14 protein-coding genes are annotated in these 16,401 nt (G+C 71.6%); 8 read left to right on the forward strand and 6 right to left on the reverse strand.

The features are described 5' to 3' along the window. Nucleotides 1–203: 203 nt before the first annotated feature. Nucleotides 204–2,591, reverse strand: coding sequence for an immune inhibitor A domain-containing protein (locus ACWGJ2_RS27020; RefSeq protein WP_453348832.1), 2,388 nt, complete (start codon nucleotides 2,589–2,591; stop codon nucleotides 204–206). A 290-nt stretch (nucleotides 2,592–2,881) separates the two neighbouring features. Between ACWGJ2_RS27020 and ACWGJ2_RS27025 the strand changes: the two genes are divergently transcribed. Continuing rightward, nucleotides 2,882–3,238 carry a hypothetical protein gene (locus tag ACWGJ2_RS27025; protein WP_453348833.1) on the forward strand — a complete coding sequence of 119 codons (357 nt, stop codon included), beginning with the start codon at nucleotides 2,882–2,884 and terminating at the stop codon, nucleotides 3,236–3,238. Between the two features lie 51 nt (nucleotides 3,239–3,289). Here ACWGJ2_RS27025 and ACWGJ2_RS27030 read toward each other — a convergent pair whose 3' ends face one another. Next, nucleotides 3,290–3,997: an RDD family protein gene (locus ACWGJ2_RS27030; RefSeq protein WP_453348834.1), complete on the reverse strand. Its 708-nt coding sequence runs from the start codon at nucleotides 3,995–3,997 to the stop codon at nucleotides 3,290–3,292. Between the two features lie 123 nt (nucleotides 3,998–4,120). Beyond that, nucleotides 4,121–5,983, reverse strand: coding sequence for an RDD family protein (locus ACWGJ2_RS27035; protein ID WP_453348835.1), 1,863 nt, complete (start codon nucleotides 5,981–5,983; stop codon nucleotides 4,121–4,123). A 277-nt stretch (nucleotides 5,984–6,260) separates the two neighbouring features. Here ACWGJ2_RS27035 and ACWGJ2_RS27040 point away from each other — a divergent pair, with 277 nt between their 5' ends. Beyond that, on the forward strand, nucleotides 6,261–6,743 hold the full coding sequence (locus ACWGJ2_RS27040) for an SsgA family sporulation/cell division regulator (RefSeq protein ID WP_453348836.1): 483 nt from the start codon (nucleotides 6,261–6,263) through the stop codon (nucleotides 6,741–6,743). A 192-nt stretch (nucleotides 6,744–6,935) separates the two neighbouring features. Then, on the forward strand, nucleotides 6,936–7,484 hold the full coding sequence (locus ACWGJ2_RS27045; RefSeq protein ID WP_453348837.1) for a hypothetical protein: 549 nt from the start codon (nucleotides 6,936–6,938) through the stop codon (nucleotides 7,482–7,484). A gap of 49 nt (nucleotides 7,485–7,533) precedes the next feature. On the opposite strand, the gene ACWGJ2_RS27050 is transcribed toward ACWGJ2_RS27045, so the two are convergent. Beyond that, entirely contained in the window at nucleotides 7,534–8,979 is a 1,446-nt protein-coding gene (locus ACWGJ2_RS27050) for an MFS transporter (RefSeq protein ID WP_453348838.1), read from the reverse strand. 79 nt (nucleotides 8,980–9,058) lie between these two features. On the opposite strand from ACWGJ2_RS27050, the gene ACWGJ2_RS27055 reads away from it, so the two are divergent. Further along, nucleotides 9,059–9,613, forward strand: a complete 555-nt coding sequence (locus tag ACWGJ2_RS27055; protein ID WP_453348839.1) for a winged helix-turn-helix transcriptional regulator — start codon at nucleotides 9,059–9,061, stop codon at nucleotides 9,611–9,613. A gap of 27 nt (nucleotides 9,614–9,640) precedes the next feature. Here the strand turns inward: ACWGJ2_RS27055 and ACWGJ2_RS27060 are convergent, their stop codons facing one another. Together ACWGJ2_RS27060 and hppD are read right to left on the reverse strand one after the other, a co-directional pair. After that, nucleotides 9,641–11,008 (reverse strand): FAD-binding oxidoreductase, encoded by a 1,368-nt coding sequence (locus tag ACWGJ2_RS27060; RefSeq protein WP_453348840.1) that lies wholly within the window; start codon nucleotides 11,006–11,008, stop codon nucleotides 9,641–9,643. A gap of 569 nt (nucleotides 11,009–11,577) precedes the next feature. Next, nucleotides 11,578–12,720, reverse strand: coding sequence for a 4-hydroxyphenylpyruvate dioxygenase (gene hppD, locus ACWGJ2_RS27065; RefSeq protein ID WP_453348841.1), 1,143 nt, complete (start codon nucleotides 12,718–12,720; stop codon nucleotides 11,578–11,580). A gap of 134 nt (nucleotides 12,721–12,854) precedes the next feature. On the opposite strand from hppD, the gene ACWGJ2_RS27070 reads away from it, so the two are divergent. From ACWGJ2_RS27070 to ACWGJ2_RS27085, 4 genes are all read left to right on the forward strand, one after another. After that, nucleotides 12,855–13,388 (forward strand): Lrp/AsnC family transcriptional regulator, encoded by a 534-nt coding sequence (locus ACWGJ2_RS27070; protein WP_453348842.1) that lies wholly within the window; start codon nucleotides 12,855–12,857, stop codon nucleotides 13,386–13,388. A 123-nt stretch (nucleotides 13,389–13,511) separates the two neighbouring features. Then, complete coding sequence (locus ACWGJ2_RS27075; protein WP_453348843.1) at nucleotides 13,512–14,159, forward strand: ABC transporter permease; 648 nt, start codon at nucleotides 13,512–13,514, stop codon at nucleotides 14,157–14,159. 109 nt (nucleotides 14,160–14,268) lie between these two features. Continuing rightward, the gene (locus ACWGJ2_RS27080; protein ID WP_453348871.1) at nucleotides 14,269–15,462 is read left to right on the forward strand and encodes a betaine/proline/choline family ABC transporter ATP-binding protein; all 1,194 of its coding nucleotides are present in this window, start codon (nucleotides 14,269–14,271) and stop codon (nucleotides 15,460–15,462) included. Next, nucleotides 15,459–16,385, forward strand: coding sequence for an ABC transporter permease (locus ACWGJ2_RS27085; protein ID WP_453348844.1), 927 nt, complete (start codon nucleotides 15,459–15,461; stop codon nucleotides 16,383–16,385). The genes ACWGJ2_RS27080 and ACWGJ2_RS27085 overlap by 4 nt, the downstream gene beginning before the upstream one ends. The last annotated feature ends 16 nt before the right edge of the window (nucleotides 16,386–16,401 follow it).

Below are 16,401 nucleotides of genomic sequence, written 5' to 3' on the forward strand. Positions count from 1 at the left end.
CACGGGTCGGGCAGCGAGAGCGCGACGATCACGCTCCCGTCGGGAAGCTGGGCGTATCCGCCTCTAGCCATGATCAACATCTCCCCCGCGAGACTTCTTCGACAGGGCCCCGGACGAGGCCCTCAAGACGCATCTAAACGCGATCGGCCGCTGCCCGCCAGGGGGGCAACGGCCGATCATGTTTTGACCTGCAACGATGCAAATTAATTTCTTGAGGGACCCACCTGGACGGTGATCGTCTTACCGGAGAGCGGCTGGTTCGCGATCTTGATGCTGGTGTTGGTGTCCGGCACCTTCACCCCTCCGGTCGGGTTGCCGGCGTACCAGTACGTCCCCTTCCGGTCGTCGAACACCGGAACCGGCAACTTGGCCTTCACCTTTGCCGCTTTGCCGTCCTTGTGGAGAGTCATCCCCTTTGTCGGGTACCGGCTGAAGGGCGAGTCGTACGACTGGATGCGGTTCCGCATCACCGCGCCGTCCGCCCATTTCTCGGGCTTGGCGTGCGCGTCGACCGGCAGGATCAGCCCCTCGCCGGGGTGGACGCCCACGTTGTTGTCCTGCTGGGAGGTGTCCCAGAGCCAGACGAGCAGGCCCTTCTGGTACGCGTACCGCTCCACCCAGTCGGGCCGCGTGGAGGGCCAACCGAAGTTGTACGGGCCGTAGTTGAGGGCCTTGTCGTACGAGGCGTGGTTGCGGTTCTCCGCGATGTAGAACTGCGGGTAGCTCTTGGTGAACGACTCGCCGATGCGCGAGAAGCCGTTCGTCTGCCACCCGTTGTCGCCGTCGCCCTCGGCCCCGTCCTCGAACACCGGGGCACCGTCCGCTGTCACGCGGATCGCGTCGGCCGTGAAGCCCTTCTGGGCCACTCCACTGTCCGTCAGATAACGGAAGCGAACATCAATCTTCTTCCCTGCGAAGTCGTCCAGCGGGAAGGAGAGATCGCGGTACTGGCCCGAGACGCCGTGCAGCGCGGGCTGCCCGCCGCCGTCCCTCGGGATCGGCTTTCCGTCGGCCGTGCCGTCGAGCGGCTGCCAGTTCTGGCCGCCGTCCTCGGAGACCTCGGTGTAGAGGTAGTCGTAGTTCTCCTCGATGTCCCACCACCCCTTGAGGTCCAAGGAGGCGCTGGACTTGCCCGTCAGGTCGACGGGCCGGGAGAGGGTGTTGCGCAGGTCGTCGCCACTGCCGCTCCACCACTGCTTCGTGCCCTCGGCGGGCTTGGTGATCGTGGTCGTGACGTCCTTCTCGGGGAGTTCGACGACCACGGCCTGCTTGTTCTTCGTCTGGTACGAGTGCGTGCCCAGCGTGTGCTTCGAGCGCGTGGCCGCCTTCGCCCTGTCGTAGTCGAGCCAGCCGAGCTGGAGCTTGTCCCAGGCGTTCATGTCGCCCGCGGAGTCGCCGATGGCGTCCTTGCCCTTGTTGAGCCAGGAGCCCACGGACATGATCGACCAGAAGCCGACCGAGTTCTCGCCGGTGCCCGTGGTGTCGTAGTGGTCCGGCAGGCCCAGGTCGTGGCCGTACTCGTGGACGAAGACGCCCAGTCCGCCGTTCTCGGGCTGCGCCGTGTAGTCGCCTACCCAGATGCCGGTGTCACCGATCTGGGTGCCGCCCGCCTTGTTCTGCTCGGGGCCCGTGCGGCCCACGTCCGTGCCGTAGGCGTACCAGCGGTGCGCCCAGATGGCGTCGGTGCCCTGTGCGCCGCCGCCCGCCGACTCGTCCTCGCCCGCGTGCACGAACTGGAAGTGGTCGATGTAGCCGTCCGGCTCGTTGAAGTCGCCGTCCTGGTCGTAGTCGTACCGGTCCCAGAGGTCGTACTCGGCCAGCGCCTTCTTGATCTCCTCGTCGGTGCGGCCCGCCGCCTTCTGGTCCGCGACCCACTTGTTGACGCCGTCGCGCACCGCGTCCCACACGTTGGGGCAGTTGGTGTCGCCGCAGTGGTTGGACCCGTAGCGCGCCTCGTTGTAGTCGACCTTCACCCAGTCGGAGACGGCGCCGTCGACGGAGTAGCGGCCCGAGGACTGCTTCTCGTAGTAGCTCTTGACCGAGTCCTCGGTCGCGTCCGAGAAGTAGAGGTCCTCGAAGTGCTCCCGGTTGAAGTCCTTCTGCCAGTACGTGGAGTTGTCGTTCGCGCGGTCGGGCTCGGGGATCGTGTTGTGGACGGGGCCCGGAGTGCCGCCGTACTTGTCGTCGATCTTGTCCCCGAACTCGACGAGGATCGTGAAGATCTTGTCGGTCTTCTCGCGCCCCAGCTCGACGTATTTGTCGTCGTCGAGCTTCATGACCTCCGAGCCCCCCCGGCTGAAGGTCTTCGCCTCACCGGCCGCCACCTTCTCCAGCGCCGCCTGGCGCTGGTCGCGCTGCCTGGCGCTGAAGGGTCCGTCGAGATTGTCGCCGGTGTCCTTCCCCGCCTTGCCCGCCTTGTCCGCCTTCGCGGCTGTGCCCGTCTCCGCCTGCGGCTGGGCCTGTGCGCCTCCCGCGGACAGCAGTACGGTGGCGCCGAGCGCCGCCACCGCCGTGGCCAGAGCGGCCGTTCTCGATCTCTTGGATCTCCGTCTGCCGTTCACCTCTGTGGTGCCCTCCCCTGCGAATGCCATGTTGTGACAGAGGTATTCGACAGCAGCGGGTGGGGAAAAGACAGACCCCGATGCGAGTGATGCACAGAAGTGACCGCGCCTGTCCGCCTGTTGGGACAGGAGGGACGCCGTGCGACTGTGCGCCCCCTGTGCAACTGCGGCGTGGGTTAGGTCACGCTTACCGTGGTGTCCGCTCGGGCATTCGGCATCGTAGGGTCGTTCGACGGCGCACCTTTTGTACCGGGTCGATCGACTCGCGGGCCGATCGGCCCGCGCATCCCCCATCCAGAATTTCGAGGACGGATAACGCCATGCCGCGTCCGGCTCCCGCACAGCTCGCCTTCGCTCTCGCCTACGGTTCGGGCACTGTCGTCTGCTCGGCCTTCGCCATGCTGCTGCTCTCGGGAACCCGGTCGGGTACCGGAGCTGTGGTGATCGCCCTGTCCTCGTTCGCGCTCGGGCTGCTCGCCGCGGCCACGGCTCCCCTGCTCCATACGGCCAGGCGCGCCCGTGGCGCGGGGGCGTCCGCCGGGTCGCGCGTCACCGCGCGGGGTGGCGCGGCGCCGTCCTCGGCGCACGCGGCCTACCCGGCCGCTCCCGTCCCCGCCAAGGCGGGAGCGGGAGCGGGGACGGGCACGGGCGGCGCTCGGTCCTCCGCCTGGGACTGAGCCGCCGAGTCCCCAGGGGCGGCCAGACCCCCCTGGGGACGGCCGTCCCGCCTACGCGGTGGCGACGACGACCGTCTTCGCCGCCTTGTCGTGCACGCACTGCTGGTACGGCTTGTCCCAGGTGCAGAACAGCACGTTGACGAGCCAGAACAGCGAGCCCAGACAGGGCACGAGCGCGGGCAGCGAGTAGAGGGCCGCACGGAACCAGCCCGGAGTCCCCTGCGGCACCGCGCCGTTGGAGAGCACCGCCACCCGGATCTTCATGAGCTTCTTGCCCACCGTCTGGCCGGACCGGGTCAGCATGATGCCCTCGTAGATCAGGTAGACGAGGGTGTAGACGGCCTGCTGCGAGTACGTACGACCGGTGTCCGCCGCGTCGTAGCCGTTCTGCGCGAGGCCCATGACGATGCCCACCGGGATCCCGACGACCAGCGCGTCGATGATCCGCGCCAGCAGCCGCTTGCCCCGGGAGGCGAGCGGCGGCATCCCGGCGAGCGGGTCGGCTGCGCCGGCCGGCCCCCCGTAGGGGTTCGCACCGTACGGGTTCGCACCGTGCCGGCCGCCGTACGGGTCCCCGTACCCCTGGCCACCGTACGGACCGCCCCCGCCCGGCGGGGGCGGGGGCGCGCTGTCGTAGGGCGAGCCGGTTCCCGAGGGCGGCGGTGGCGGGCCCTGCCCGTACGGATCTGGCCGCTGCTCCGGCTGACCGGACTGCCCCGGCTTCCCGAAGGGATCGTTCTCAGGCTGCTCCGTGCTCATGGCCCGAGTGGACCGCGCGCGGGGCCCCCGCGCATCCGGCGCGTGCCGTTAGAGGTACGGGCCTGGTCCGTCTGACGCAGACGGCGCGGGGCCCGTCAGCCCGTCACACCGGGGCCGGGGCCGTCACAGCCTGACCCCTCCGGAGTCGCGGGAGACGAAGGTGCGCGCGGCCTTGTCGTGCCAGCACTGGCGCCAGGGCCGGTCGAAGAGGCACCACATGACGTTGACGACACCGACGACGACGAGCGACAGCACCCCGTAGACCAGCCAGCGCACCAGCGCGGCGCGGAACCCGGGCTTGTCCTGGCCCTCGACGTCCAGCACCTTGAGCCCGAACAGCTTCTTGCCCAGGGTGCGGCCCCAGCGGCTGGTCGGCAGCACTTCGTAGAGCAGCCCGAAGACGAGCAGGGCGCCGAGGACGATGGCGAGATAGCCGCCGGTCGTCCCGTCGATCAGCCAGACCTCCTTGGTCTCCCCGGACCGCCGGACGGCGTCGATCTTCCCCTGGATGTGGTCCGTCGTCTTCCCGACGAACGGGAAGACGACACCGGCCGCGACGGCGGCGGTGAGGACGCCGTCCACGAGCCGGGCGCCGAAGCGCTTGCCGAGTCCTGCGGGCCGGGCCTGCTGCTGCGCGGCCTGGAGGAACGGGTCCGAGACCGGCGGGCGCCAGGGCGTGACCGCTTCGGGGCCGCCGCTCTGCGACTGCGCCGGGAGCCCGCCCGGCTGGGGGCCGCCGGGGCCCGCCGAGTGCGCGGCCAGATCGTGGACCTGCTGTGCCCACGACTGCGGCGGCTGCTGTTGCTGTTGCTGAGCCTGCTGCGGTGCCTGTTGCGGCTGCTGCTGCGGGGGCACCTGCGCTGGCGGCATCTGCGACGGGGGCGGAACCTGGAGCGGCTGGCTCTGCGCGGGCGGGGCGTGCTGCGCCGACGGGATCTCCATGGGCTGGGCCTGGGGCCCGCCCTGCGCGGGCGGCGCCTGCTGCGCGGGCACGCCCGGCTGCGGTGCCGGTGCCTGAGCGGGCTGGGCCGACGGGCCAGCCGGAGCGTTTCCGCTCGCGCCCTGCGCGGGGATGTGGGGGTTGGCCGCCGGTGCGGCACCCTGGCCCGGGGCGCCTGGCTCCTGGGCCTGCCGTGCCTGCGCCGCCTCACGGCCGGCCTTGAGGACCTCCGAGCGGCGCAGGCCCACCGTGTGCTGCGGCACCTGCGCGTCGCCGCCCGACACCGGACCCGGACCCGGACCCGATGCCGAACTCGCCTCGCGCGCCTGGCGCTTGAGCTGCTCTGGACTCAGCGCCCGCATCTGGAAGGTGCCCTCGCGCGGCGGCTGCCCCTGGCCTTCCCCCGTCGCGGGGGACGAGGCCGCCGGCGTGTCCTCGTCGGCCCTGTCCGCCTCGGCGGGGCGGCCCCAGCCGCCGCGCGGGTCGGCCGTACCGGCTCCGGCTCCGGCGCCGCTCCCCTGGCTTCCCGGGCCGCCCTGGCCACCCTCCTCGCCGTGCTGGCCCCAGGAGACGCGGTCGTCACTCTGGCCTGCGAAGCCCTGCTGCCGCGCGGCGTCCGCGCCCCAGGCCGAGGCGGGCTCGGGGCGCTGGCCGTGCAGGCGGGACGGGTCGTCCCAGTCGACGGTCCCGTCCACGGGGGCGACCTCAGCGCTGGGCCGCACCTCGGGCAGCGCCGAGCGGTCACGCCCCTCCGGCCCCTGCCCTGACCCCTGCCCCTGCCCCTGGCCCTCGTCGAGGAAGACGGGCCCCGTCTCCTCGGCGGGCGCGGGCTCGGCCGCCGTGGGCGGCGTCGGCGCGGGTCCCGGCGCGCCGGGACCGGCGGCGGGAGGGACCGGCATCGGGTCGCCCTCGCGCGGCTCGGGGCGGCTGGTGCCCGGCACCCATGCGGAACCGTTCCAGTAGCGGATGTATCCCGGAATGGACGGGTCGGGATAGAAGCCGGCCTGGGGGCTGCCGCTGGCAGATCCTGAGGGTGGCGCACTCATGATGTCCGGGTCCCGTATCTGTTCGACCGTTATTTCGCTTGTGGCGTGTACGTGTACCGCCTCTACCGCCCCGCGTACCGCGTATCGAGCCACGGCCCACGAAGCGCAGGGTCCACATCTACCAGAAGGGGCCGACCGCTTGCCCGCCCCGAATGGGCGCATCCGCTCTTCCGGGAAAAAGAAGTCCGCGAAGTCGTGTAATGAAGTACGGCCTGCGCTCTCTCACCGGTGCACGCCCACCCGGGCGGGCACGAGCGACCACGAAAGGGCGCAGCACATGCACACCGTTGTCGAACGCGAGCTGGAACTGAAGCTGGTGCTCTCCCCTGAGCGCAGCATCCCGGTCCCCGCCCGCCTCACGTACCGCGCCGACGACCCGTACGCCGTCCACATCGCCTTCCACATCGGCTCCGCCTCCCCCGTCCACTGGACCTTCGCGCGCGAGCTGCTGGTCGAGGGCGTCTTCCGGCCCTGCGGGCAGGGCGATGTGCGCGTGTGGCCCACCAAGGTGGACTCGCGCAGCGTGATCTGCCTCGCCCTCTCCTCGCCCGACGGGGACGCGCTGCTGGAGGCACCGGCGGCGGCCGTCTCCGCATGGCTGGAAAGGACGCTGCGCGTGGTCCCTCCCGGGAGTGAGCACGAGTCGCTGGGCATCGACGAGGAGTTGCGCGACCTGCTCACCCCGACACCGAGTGACGACCTCTACCTCCGCGATCCATGGCCGTCCGACGAGTCCGGTGCCGGAGAGGCCGGGGCCTGAGAGGTGGAGGTCACCGGCGCCGTATCCGGCGGTCGTACGGGCGCGGCCGCGCACACCGCCCGGCCGCGCTCCGTCACATCCGCCTCCCCTGTCCCCGCACTCTCTTCGCTCCCTCCTCCGCCTTCCGACCCCCTGTTTGAAAGTTCTACGTATGGGAGGCGCCGCAAGCGAAATTCCGTCACTATTTCGGCCATGCCAGAGGACGAAGCCCGCAAAGAGGCGGAAGTGGCAGAAGCGGGGGAAGCAGCGAATGAGGCGGAAGAGATGGAAGCGACGGACGGGGACCCGGCACCCCGGGTGCGACCGGAGCGACCCGAGCGGCCGGAGGGAGCAAAGGGGCCAGAGGGATCAGAGCGTGACGCGGAGACGACGGCCGAGATCCAGTTCCGCGTGGGCAGGCACATCGCGGAACTCGCCGAGCGCCTCGACCCCGACTCCTTCGCCCTGTTCCTGAAGGTCATGGCGGGCCTCAACAGGGCCTTCGCACAGCACAACCAGTACGTCGACATCGAGCTGACCCCGGAGGAACAGGAGCTGTGCACCCCGCAGTTCCAGCGGGAGCTGGTCACCCTCCTGGAGAAGACCGGCATCCCCTCGGACCGCGTGACGGGCTTCACCCTCCGCACCTCCCGAACCTGTGACCGCGACCGCGACCGCGACCGGGACCGGGACCGGGACCGGAACCGGAACAGTCACCGCGACCCGCGCCCGACGGCCCGCGGCCACCCCCACGACCCGTGAGCGCCCCCACCCCGGACGACGCCGGACGGCACCTGCCGGGGCGCGGCGTTCAGGCCGCGCGTTCCCGCAGGACGAGCGCGGCGAGTGCCCCGGCCAGCGCGAGTCCGGCCGCGACGAGCAGCGCGGCGTCGGTGCCGTGCGCCAGGGCCTTCGCCGGGTCGCCGCCCTGGTGGGCGGTGGCGAGCGCGACGGTGAGCGCGACGCCCGTCGTCGAACCGATGTAGCGGGCCGTCTGGTTGGCGCCCGAACCCATCGCCGCGCGTTCGGCGGGGACGCTCTCGACGGCGAGCCGTGGCAGCGCGGCGTTGAGCAGCCCGCTGCCGACGCCGTTGACGACGAGCCCCGGCAGCAGCCGTACCCAGGACTCGTCCACCGCCCCCACGAGCGCGGCCAGCCCGGCGGCCGAGAACAGGAAGCCCAGCGCGAGCTGGTGCCGTGCGCCGAGCCGGGTCGCGAGAGGCCCCGTCAGCATCGACGCGGCGAGCGCGGCCCCGGACCACAGCGCGACGAGCCACGCGGTGCCGAGGGGCGAGAGGCCGAGGGTGACCTGGAGGACCGTCGGCAAGTAGCTGAAGAACCCGATCACCGCGAGCCCGGTGAACAGCGCGCCCGCCGTCGCGGCGAGGAACAGGGGGCGGCGGAAGAGGCCGAGGTCGAGCATGGGCGCCGCGCTGCGCCGCTCGGTCAGGACGAAGGCGGTGCCCAGGACGAGGGCAGCGCCCAGCAGCACGGCGACGGGCGCGCGCAGCCAGCCGTCGCGGCCGACGGTCAGCGCGGCGAAGAGCGCGGAGAGCGCGAGGCCCAGGGTGACCGCGCCGAGAAGGTCGGGGCGCCCTGCGCGCGGCGCCCGCGACTCCTGGAGCCCGCGGGCGGCGACGGCGCCGAGGGCGAGCGCGGCCACGGCGTAGAGGACGTAGCAGGCGCGCCAGCTCAGCGGCTCCAGCGCGCTGGAGACCAGCGGCCCGACGGCTATGCCGCCGCTGATCGAGGCGCCCCACAGCGTGGTCGCGCGGACGCGTCCCGGACCGGCGGGGAAGGCGTGCGCGAGGAGCCCGAGGCTGCTGGCCAGGACAGCGGCACTGGCCGCGCCCTGCGCGACACGGGCGAGGGTGTAGGCGAGGGTGCCGGTCGTGACGGCGGCGAGCGCGGTGGTCAGGGCGAGGGTGAGCACGCCGGTGACGAAGACCCGCTTGCGCCCGTAGTCGTCGGCGAGGCTGCCCGCGACGAGCAGCAGCGCGGACAGGCCGAGCGCGATGCCGCTGAGCAGCCACGCCTGCCCGGAGACGCCGGTGCCGAGCGAGGCGGCCATGGCGGGGAGCACGGTCATGGGCGCGTTGTAGTTCAGCAGCACGAGGAACGTCGCCGCGACGGTGACGGCGAGGGTGGCACGGCCCGTGTGCGGGGACGTGTGCCGGGGCGCGCCTGGGAGGCCCGTGGGCCTGACCTCGTCCGGAGCCGGGAGCGAGCCGGGTTCGGTGAATGAACTCACTGTCATGGCGAGCACCCTAGCAGTGCGAGTTCAGTCACCGAACTTAGTAGTTCGCTCATTGAACCCTCGCTGTTAGACTCCCCGCATGGCACTGGGGAAGGACTACGCCGCGCAGCACTGCTCCATCGCGCGCGCCCTGGAGCTGGTCGGTGAGCGCTGGACGCTGCTCGTCGTCCGGGACGCCTTCTACGGCGTGCGCCGCTACAGCGACTTCCTCGTCCGGCTCGGAGCCCCGCGCGCCGTGCTCTCCACGCGGCTGCGCGCGCTGACGGAGGCGGGCGTGCTCGACAAGGTGCGCTATCAGGAGTCGCCGCCCCGCGACGAGTACGTGCTCACCGAGATGGGCGAGCGGCTGTGGCCCGCGGTCTACGCGCTGGCCACCTGGGGCGAGCGGTACTTCTCGGAGGGCCAGGGGCCGCACCGCGAGTTCCGGCACGCCGCGTGCGGGTCCCCGCTGGACGCGGGCGGCAACTGCGCGGCGTGCGGCGGGCTCGTACCGCCGAGGGACATCGAGATGCGGCCCGGCCCGGCCCTGGACCCGCCGCCGGAGGACCCCGTCAGCCGCGCGCTGCTGCGCCCGCGCAGGCTGCTCCAGCCGCTGGAGCCGGAGCCAGAACCGGAACCCGCGCCGGAGCGGTGACCGCGCGGGGCCGCGACGTCGGAGACGTCAGAACAGCTTGCCGGGGTTCAGCAGGCCCAGCGGGTCGAAGACCTGCTTGATGCCGCGCTGCAACTCGACGCCCACGGGCCCGAGTTCACGCGCGAGCCACTCCTTCTTGAGCACGCCCACACCGTGCTCGCCCGTGATCGTGCCGCCCAGCTCCAGGCCCAGGCCCATGATCTCGTCGAAGGACTCGCGGGCCCGGCGCGACTCGTCCTCGTCGTTCGGGTCGAAGCAGACGGTGGGGTGGGTGTTGCCGTCGCCCGCGTGGGCGCAGACGCCGATGGTGAGGTCGTGCTTCTCCGCGATGGCGGCGGTACCGGCCAGCAGGTCGGCGAGGCGCGAGCGCGGCACGCACACGTCGTCGATCATCGTCGTCCCCGTCACCGCCTCCAGCGCGACGAGCGCCTTGCGGCGGGCCTGGAGCAGCAGCTCCGACTCGGCGTGGTCCTCGGCGGGCACCACCTCGCTCGCGCCCGCCGCAGCGCACAGCTCGCCCACGGCCGCGAGGTCGGCGCCGGGGTCCGGGGTGTCGAAGGCGGCGAGGAGGAGTGCCTCGGTGCTCTCGGGGAGGCCCATGTGCGTCAGCGCGTTGACCGCGCGCAACGTGGTGCGGTCCATGAGTTCGAGCAGTGAGGGGACGTGTCCGCTCTCCATGATCCGGCAGACCGCGTCGCAGGCGGCGGCGGCCGAGGGGAACTCGGCGGCGAGCGCGAGCTGCTTCGGCGGCTCCGGCTTGAGCGCGAGTGTGGCCTTCACGACGATGCCGAGGCTACCTTCGGATCCGACGAAGAGCCTGGTCAGGTCGTATCCGGCGACACCCTTGGCGGTGCGGCGGCCCGTCGAGAAGAGGCGGCCGTCGGCGAGGACGACATCGAGCCCGAGTACATACTCGGCGGTGACCCCGTACTTCACGCAGCACAGTCCGCCGGACGCGGTACCGATGTTGCCGCCGATCGTGCACTCCTCCCAACTGGAGGGGTCCGGCGGGTAGTAGAGGCCGTGTTCGTTGACGGCGCGGGACAGCGCCGCGTTGACGACGCCCGGCTCCACCACGGCGACGCGGTCCACGGGGTTGATCTCCAGGATGCGGTCCATCCTGACCAGGGACAGCACGACGCAGCCTTCGCTCGCGTTCGCCGCGCCCGACAGCCCCGTGCGGGCACCCTGCGGCACGACGGGCACCCGCAGCTCGGTCGCGGTGCGCATGACGTGCTGGACCTGCTCGACGGTCCTGGGCATGACGACGGCGGCGGGGACCCCCGCCTCGCAGAAGCTGGCCATGTCGTGGGAGTAGGCGCCGACCACGTCGGGGTCGGTCAGCACCGCATCCTCCGGCAGCCCTTCGCGCAAGCGGACGAGGAGATCGCTCATACGTACACCCTGACACCTGGGCAGCGCGTCGGGAACCCGCGTGAAGCGGATGGTCAGCGACGGTCAGCGACGCCCGGCCCCGTCCAGCGGGCGCCCGCTCCCGTGCGCCCCGCGGTGGCGGCACCGCGTGCCTTGTGGTGACGTCCCGTCAGCTCTACAGTGCGGCAACTTTCGCGTACGGCACGTACGAGCACATACGGCACGCACGGGGGAGGGCGCGCACGAAGGGCCGCACCGGCAGGACCGGCAGAGGCACGGGGTGGGCGGCCGGCGCGGGCGGGGTGCTCGCGCCCGTCCTCCTCGCGGGGTCGGGGGTCGCGGGGGTGGGGGCGCGGCGAGCGTCCGCTCGACGAGCGCGACGTGCGGCGCACACGGGCACGGCTGGCAGGGCTGCACCCGTAGCGCCGTGCGGCCCCGTGCGCCGGTGGGCCGGTGGGCCGGTTGCTGCCCGCGCCCTCACCGTCCCGCGAGACGCGCGCCCCACGAGGTCCGTTCCGTTCCGCCCCCCGGCGGAGCGGAACGGACCTGGGCCGTGGCCCGTCCCCCGTCGGTCTGATGAGCCGCGCGGCTCAAAGGTTCCCGCGGCGGTCCTGTTCGCGCTCGATGGCCTGGAAGAGGGCCTTGAAGTTGCCCTTGCCGAAGCCCATCGAGCCGTGCCGCTCGATCATCTCGAAGAAGACCGTCGGGCGGTCCTGGACCGGCTTGGTGAAGATCTGGAGCAGGTAGCCGTCCTCGTCGCGGTCGGCGAGGATCTTCAGCTCGCGCAGCGTCTCCACGGGTACCCGGGTCTCGCCGACCCACTCGCCGAGCGTGTCGTAGTACGAGTCCGGGGTGTCCAGGAACTGGACGCCCGCCGCGCGCATCGCGCGGACGGTCGCGACGATGTCGTTCGTGGCGAGGGCGATGTGCTGGACGCCGGGGCCGCCGTAGAACTCCAGGTACTCGTCGATCTGCGACTTCTTCTTGGCGACGGCGGGCTCGTTCAGCGGGAACTTGACCTTGCGGGTGCCGTCGGCGACGACCTTGGACATCAGCGCGCTGTACTCGGTGGCGATGTCGTCACCCACGAACTCCTTCATGTTCGTGAAGCCCATGACGTTGTTGTAGAACTTGACCCACTCGTCCATCATGCCGAGCTCGACGTTGCCCACGCAGTGGTCGACGGCCTGGAAGCGGCGGCGGCCGGGCTCCACCATGGGCTGTGCCTCGGTGTATCCGGGCAGGTAGGGGCCGGTGTAGGCGCCGCGCTCGACGAGGGTGTGCCGGGTCTGCCCGTAGGTCCCGATGGAGGCGAGCACCACGGTGCCGTGCTCGTCCCGCACCTCGTGGGGCTCTTCGATGCCGCGCGCGCCGTGCTCCAGCGCGTAGGCGTAGGCGGCGCGGGCGTCCGGCACCTCGATGGCGAGGTCGATCACGCCGTCGCCGTGCTCCGCGACATGGCCGGAGAGGAAGCGGCCCCAGTCGGTCGTGGGCTTGATGACTGACGTGAGGACGAAGCGGACGGAGCCCGATTCGAGTACGTAACTGGCGGTCTCGCGGGAGCCGTTCTCCGGTCCGGAGTAGGCGACCAGCTTCATGCCGAAGGCAGTGGAGTAGTAGTGCGCGGCCTGCTTGGCGTTGCCCACGGCGAAGACGACCGCGTCCATCCCCTTCACCGGGAAGGGGTCCGCCTGCCGGGCTGTGTCAGGGGTTGCGTGCGTGGTCTCAGTCATGAACGAAGGTTCCCCCGCGCCAACAAGGTGCGCAATACTTCTCGTATCCATTGAACACTCTGTCCAGCGCTTTACGGATCCGACCGGGCGATCTGCACAAGGTGTGCAACATGGTGGTTACTGAGAGGCAACTCATGGGTATTGATCGGCTCGATGGTCGATTGCTCGAACTGCTCGCGGAGGAACCGAGGATCGGGGTGCTGGAAGCGTCCCGCCGCCTCGGTGTCGCGCGTGGGACGGTGCAGGCCAGGCTGGACAGGCTTAAGTCAGCGGGAGTGATCCGCGGCTTCGGCCCGGACGTGGATCCCGCGGCCATCGGCTATCCCGTCACCGCCTTCGCCACCCTGGAGATCAAGCAGGGCCAGGGCCCCGACGTGCGGGCACATCTCGCTTCCGTACCGGAAGTGCTGGAGCTGCACACCACGACGGGTCACGGTGACATGCTGTGCCGTCTGGTCGCGCGATCCAACGCCGACCTCCAGCGCGTGATCGACAAGGTCGTCGGTTACGACGGCATCATGCGGGCCTCCACCGCGATCGTCATGGAGAACCCCGTCCCCCTCCGGATCGTCCCCCTCGTCCGCCAGGCCGCGGGGACGTCCACGGGCCCCGCGGCCCACCCGCCTCATCCGGCCCCTCCGGCCCACCCGTCCCCCGAGACGTCCTGAGCGGCGGTCAGGGCGGAGGGGTTGCCAGCGGCCGGGCGGGGCCGCACCCTCGCGGGACACCGCGTCACCGGGGGCGCCTGAACACCGGGACACCTGAACACTGAACACGTAGGGAGAAGCCGAGTGAGCTTCTGGGAGTACCTCAGCAACCGGCATGTCCAGGTGCTGACGGATTCGCTCCAGCACGCCAGCGCGGTCTTCCAGTGCATGGTGGCCGCCACCGTCATCGGCGTACTGATCGGCGTCCTCACCTACCGCAGCGAGTGGGCGGGCAACCTCGCCACCGCCGCCACCGCCTCGATCCTCACCGTCCCCTCGCTGGCCCTGATCGGCCTGCTGATCCCGCTCGTCGGGCTCGGGGTCGCGCCGACGGTCATCGCGCTGACGCTGTACGGGCTGCTGCCCATCGTCCGCAACGCCGTCGTCGGGCTGCGCGGCGTGGACCCTTCGCTGGTCGACGCGGCGCGCGGCATCGGCATGTCGCGGCCGGCGCAGCTGGTGAAGGTCGAACTGCCGCTGGCCTGGCCGCCCATCCTCACGGGCATCCGCGTCTCCACGCAGATGCTGATGGGCATCGCGGCCATCGCCGCCTTCGCCTCAGGACCCGGGCTCGGCAACCTCATCTTCCGGGGCGTGGCCTCGCTGGGCAGCGCCAACGCCCACAACCAAGTCCTCGCGGGCACGCTCGGCATCGTCGTGCTCGCCCTGCTCTTCGATGCCGCGTACGTCCTCATCGGACGCCTGACCATCCCGAGGGGGATACGTGCCTGAGACACCCGCGACACCTGGGACACCCAAGACGCCCGCGACGCCCGCGACAGCCGAGACGCCCGCACCGGCCGCTGGAGGACCGGCCCGGGGGCCCGCCTCCGGCGCCACGATCCGCCTGGAGGGGCTCACCAAGCGCTATCCGGGCTCCGCCCTGCCCGCCGTGGACAACGTGACGATGGAGATCGGCGCGGGCGAACTCGTCGTCTTCGTCGGGCCCTCCGGGTGCGGCAAGTCGACCACCCTCAAGATGATCAACCGGCTCATCGAGCCCACCTCGGGCCGCATCAAGATCGGCGACGAGGACGTCACCGACATGGACGCGGTCAAGCTGCGCCGCAAGATCGGCTACGCGATCCAGTCGTCCGGGCTCTTCCCGCACATGACCGTCGCGCAGAACATCGCGCAGGTGCCGAAGATGACCGGCTGGTCCAGGTCCAAGGTCACCGCGCGCGTCGAGGAGATGCTCGACCTGGTGGGCCTCGACCCGGGCGAGTTCAGGAACCGCTACCCGCGCCAGCTCTCCGGCGGTCAGCAGCAGCGCGTCGGCGTGGCCCGCGCGCTCGCCGCCGACCCGCCCGTCCTGCTGATGGACGAGCCCTTCGGCGCGGTGGACCCCATCACCCGCGACCACCTCCAGGACGAGCTGATCCGGCTCCAGCACGAGCTGCGCAAGACCATCGTCTTCGTCACCCACGACTTCGACGAGGCCATCAAGCTCGGCGACCGCATCGCGGTGCTCAGGGAGCAGTCGCACATCGCCCAGTTCGACGCCCCCGAGGCCATCCTCACCAACCCGGCCGACGACTTCGTCTCCGGCTTCGTCGGCGCGGGCGCCGCGCTCAAGCGGCTCAACCTCACCCGGGTGCGGGACGTGGGCGTCGTCGACTTCCCGACGGTCACCGTCGAGGAACCGCTCCAGGAGATCTTCGACTCGCTGCGCTCGGGCACCCACAACGAGGTGCTGCTGCTGGACAAGCGGCGGCGCCCGTACAAGTGGCTGCGGCGCGGTGATCTGATGCGCGCCAAGGGCTCGCTGGCCCGCGCCGGGACGCTCGTCAACGACACGGTGACCCGCGACGCCACCCTGCGCGACGCGCTGGAGGCCGTGCTCACCGACAACGCGGGCCGGGTCGCCGTCACCGGGCGGCGCGGCGAGTACATCGGGGTCGTGGACATGGAGACCCTGATGAACTCGGTGCACGAACTCCTCGACGCGGACCGGCTGGAGGCCATCGAGCACCAGCACCAGCTGGAGGAGCAGCGGGCCGAGCGCACCCGGGCGGCGCAGGAGGGGCTCGCGTGAGCGCGTCGAAGCCCGGCGGGAGCGGCAGGGGCGCCGACGCCGGAGGCGGAACCGGAAGCGGAACCGGAGGGCGCGGCGGCGCTGCGGCGGCGGCCGACGCCGACGTCCCCCGGTACACGCTCGCCCCGGACGAGGCGCCCGACGAGTCGCAGCCCGCGCGGCAGCGCACCGCCGACCGGCCGCTGGCCAGGCTGACCTGGCAGAAGCTGACCCTGCTGCCGGGCGGGCTCGCGCTGGTGCTGCTGTGCACCTGGCTGTGGTTCCGCGGCGCAGACCTGGACTCGATCGCGCGCAACGCGCTGGCCGAGGGCAGCGTGGCCTCCGGGCTGTGGAAGCACATCGAGCTGACCGCGGTCTCCACCTTCTTCGTGCTGGTCATCGCGATCCCGCTGGGCATCCTGCTCACCCGCGGCAAGCTGCGCAGGGCGGCGCCCGTCGCCATGGCCGTCGCCAACCTGGGCCAGGCGATCCCCTCGCTCGGGCTGCTGGTGCTGCTGGTGTTCTGGCTGAGCGTGGGCCCGAGCACGGCCATCGTCGGCATGGTCGTCTACGCCGTACTGCCCGTGCTGGCCAACACCATCGCGGGGCTGCGCGCCATCGATCCGGGGCTCGTGGAGGCGGCCAGGGGCATCGGGATGTCGCCGCTGGGCGTCCTGGGCCGGGTCGAACTGCCCCTCGCCGTCCCGCTGATCCTCGCGGGCGTGCGCAACGCCCTCGTACTGAACGTCGGCACCGCCACCCTCGCCACCTTCATCGGCGGCGGCGGGCTCGGCGACCTGATCGCGGCGGGCATCACCACCCAGCGGATGCCGGTCCTGGTCCTCGGCTCCGTGCTGACCGTGGCCCTCGCGCTGCTGGTCGACTGGGTGGCCTCGCTCGCCGAACTGCTGCTGCGCCCGCGCGGCCTGGAGGTTTCGTCCTGATGCGAGGTCCTGTCCC

Source organism: Streptomyces sp. NPDC054796 (assembly GCF_053611545.1).